4 protein-coding genes are annotated in these 3,224 nt (G+C 61.8%); all 4 read left to right on the top strand.

The window, feature by feature from the left end:
- A partial coding sequence (locus tag RAH32_RS21325) for an electron transfer flavoprotein subunit alpha (RefSeq protein WP_306610396.1) occupies nt 1-89 on the top strand: 89 nt, incomplete at its 5' end.
- Nucleotides 90-1,443: 1,354 nt separating this feature from the next.
- Complete coding sequence (gene gspL, locus RAH32_RS21320; protein ID WP_306610395.1) at nt 1,444-2,487, top strand: type II secretion system protein GspL; 1,044 nt, start codon at nt 1,444-1,446, stop codon at nt 2,485-2,487.
- 73 nt (nt 2,488-2,560) lie between these two features.
- Entirely contained in the window at nt 2,561-2,953 is a 393-nt protein-coding gene (locus tag RAH32_RS21315) for a type II secretion system protein M (RefSeq protein ID WP_489681787.1), read from the top strand.
- A gap of 89 nt (nt 2,954-3,042) precedes the next feature.
- Nucleotides 3,043-3,224, top strand: a 182-nt coding sequence (locus RAH32_RS21310; protein WP_306610393.1) for a hypothetical protein, incomplete at its 3' end; no start/stop codon positions are given.

The raw sequence follows: 3,224 nt of genomic DNA, 5'->3' as shown, positions 1-3,224 counted from the left end.
ACGAGGAAGCCCCCATCTTCCAGATCGCAGACTACGGCCTGGTGGGCGATCTGTTCCAGCTGGTGCCGGAAATGACACAGAAAGTGTAAGGGGAAGGCCCGAAGGCTTGCCGAATGGCAAGCCTTTATCATGAGAACAGAGGGGGTCGGAAGGTAGTCAGGCCTGCCTGGCAGTTCGCGCCGAAGACATGGGCCTATAGTTCCTCCGCCTGCTTGAAGATGGCTGTGGTTCCGGCACCGTAAGGTTCCGGCTATCTCGCACTCAGGGAACCGCCGTTGCCTCGATGGATCTGCTGCGCTGATCGGCAGAAATTGAGGTAGCGAGACTGCCAGCAGCTTCCCCGTTCCAGCGTCAATGCCCCAGCCATTGTGCTTTTCGCGGCCTGGCGAATAGATCAGTTCCCGTATCGCTCTGTTTTCTGTCATTCTCAGGACAGCTTGCTACAGATCCGCCGGTAAACAGCGCTTTTGTCCCGGCTTGTGCCCCGACGATGCCCCGGCCCGAAACTGCCTCTGCATTTCTGGGCTTTGCGGTGCGCCTGATAGTCCAAAGATGAAGGCGGAACCCGATAGCATCGTCCAGGCCTTACCAGGCCCGGTTCCACATGATCCTCGAGCCGGAGACGAAAAAGGGTTCTTTATAGGCCCCGCTCCCTTCAAAAAACTTGCCATCAAATGAAACCGATAAGGGGTCCTTATCGGATGTCATTCCGGGCAGGGTGGTCTGTTGCCCTGATCCGCGAATCACTTCGGTAATGCGGGCATGGCGTCATCCGCCTCTATTTATCTGCTTGTGACGCTCACTTGTGCAGCTGTTCTTGAGGTTGGTCGAGCATACCTGGATGATGGGCTTGCCATGGCCGACATGGCCGACAGAGATGTGCAAGGTCTCGCCTTGGCGGTCCCTCAAAGCACTGGCGTTCCGGCGGCTCGGTGTATGTCGCCTGTCACGTCGCCGTCCTCGCCCACAAGATCCCCGTCCAACCCGCACCGTTCTGCGTGACGGTCCATGCCGAGGAACTGATCCGCAACCAGCATGTGCGAAGTCTTGGCGATGTGACGGCGAACAACCCCTCGGTTCATCACGACGCTCTCGCTTCACAGAACGCGCCGCTACCTCACCCTCGGATTTTCGGTCACCCATCTCGCACGCTTCTTGACGGGCTGTCCTATACTGCAAACCCACGCCGCAACGCGATCAAGGGCGGGCGCCGCGCCGATGTGTTGCCGGGCCGACGGCCCTGGCCGATGGCGGCGCGGGCCGGCAGGTGCACCGGAACGGCATCCGGGAACTGAACCGGGACAGGTCCAGACTTTCCCGCTACAATCCAGTTATCTAGAGTCTTGAAGATGGACCGATCCCTGTGGTGCCGCAGAACCTGCTGTCCGTAGAGTGCGGGCAATGTCGTTAGCGCCTGTGTTATCCGAGCGGATCGATCCGCCCGTGAGCAGCCCTCTGGCGCTGCATGGCGGGAATGAAGGCAGCGTTGGCGACGACGCGATCACCATTCCATGTGAACATGTGTTGCTGGCGCGGGTGAAGCTGCCGCCGGTTGCACGTCGCGAATGGCAGACAGCCCTGCGTTCAGCAGTCGAGGACCTGGTCACGGATCCGCTTGATCAGGTCCACATCGTTCAGGGACCGGAACTTGGGCAGGGCGAATTTCTTGTCGCGGTTCTTCGGCACAGGGTAATGGCGGAATGGGCACCCCTTGCCGATGCAAGACATCTGCGTCTTGTCCCCGATGTGCTGGCCTTGCCCGTGCCGCCGACGGGCAGCCTGCACGCGTGCGAGTCGGGCGGGCGGGTTCTGGTGCGGCTGGCTGATGGAACCGGCTTTGCGACACGGACCGAAGCCTTTCCAACCTTCTGGCGCGCGGCAGGAAGGCCCGGGATCGTGCTGCTCGACGGCCAGTTGCCGCCAGAGCTTCAGATCAGCAGTATGCAGGCAATGCCCCAGGTCCCACCCCCGGAAGCGCTGACATTCGATCTGATGACAGACCTCTACGCGCGAAAAGGCGGTCGCCGGCGAACCTTCAGGGGCATGGCTGCGGTTGCCGCGCTGGCGCTGACCGGGCATCTTGCAATACTTGGCGCGGAAACAATTGCGCTTGAAAGGATTGCCGAGCGGCACGAGGCCTTGTGGCGCGGCGAAGCCGCAGGCCCCTCGGCGGTCCCTCTAGAGGCAGAGCGGCAGGCACGCGCGGCTGGCGGAGGGCTGGCAACCGGTGGCGTCCTTCCGCTTCTGACCCAGGTCAGCGAGGCCCTGCCTGCGCTCAACCACGGACTGGTCGTCCGCAACATGGCGTTCAACGCCAATACAGGCGAACTTGGGATGCTGGTGGAAGGACAGGATCTTGCCGCCCTGAATGCCTTGGAAAACCAACTTCGTGCCGCAGGACTGAACATATCTTCGGGACTTGCCACAAGCAGCAATGGCACGGCCGAGATGCGGCTGGTCATCAGTGAGCCAATCGATGGGCAATAGACCAACATCGTTGCGGATGCCTTTTCGGGGATCGCTGAAGCCCTGCAAGGGCGGGCGCATGGCAGTATGCGGGGTGATCCTGGCTGTCGCCGCCTATCTCGTTCTCGACGCCGCCCTGCGGCCCTTGCTTGCAGCCAGGACCAAGGCACTGGCATCGATCGAACTGTCTGAAGCAAAGGGGGCGCGATTGGCTGACCCGGCTCGCGTCTTGCAAGAGGACGGGGCAGGGAAGGTGCCGGTTTCCACAGTTGTAACCAGAACAGCCGCCGCGCGCGATCTGACGATCCGGCGCATCGAGCCGGCAGGGGCGGGAACTTCGCTGTCGATCGAAAAGGCGGATTTCAACGACATCATCCGGTGGTTCGCCGAACTCGAGATCGAGCAAGGCCTACGGATCGTTGCCATGGAGATGGATCGGACGACAGACCCCGGGATCGTGAATGCCACCATGACGGTGCGGCGGTGACGCCGGGGGTCAAAGCCAACCAGGGTCCCCTGCTGCCCTATGGATTCGCACGGCGTCATGGTGTCTTGCTGCAGGACGTGGAGGGTCGGATGACATGTCTGCACCGCTTCGACACGCCCTTCCTTGCCCTGGCCGAAGTGCAACGCGTCGCTGGACCAGATCTCGACTTTCACGCTGTGCCGGATGCCCATTTTGCCGCGCGTCTGTCGCAGATTTACCGGGACGATGCGGTTTCGGCGTCGGCTGCGGCGTCTGATGCGGCGGGGGAAGG

The sequence above is a fragment of the Paracoccus yibinensis genome (assembly GCF_030846195.1).
Classification (GTDB): domain Bacteria; phylum Pseudomonadota; class Alphaproteobacteria; order Rhodobacterales; family Rhodobacteraceae; genus Paracoccus; species Paracoccus yibinensis.
Note: the sequence above shows the minus strand (reverse complement) of the source record. Positions and strands in the feature narration are given on the sequence as shown.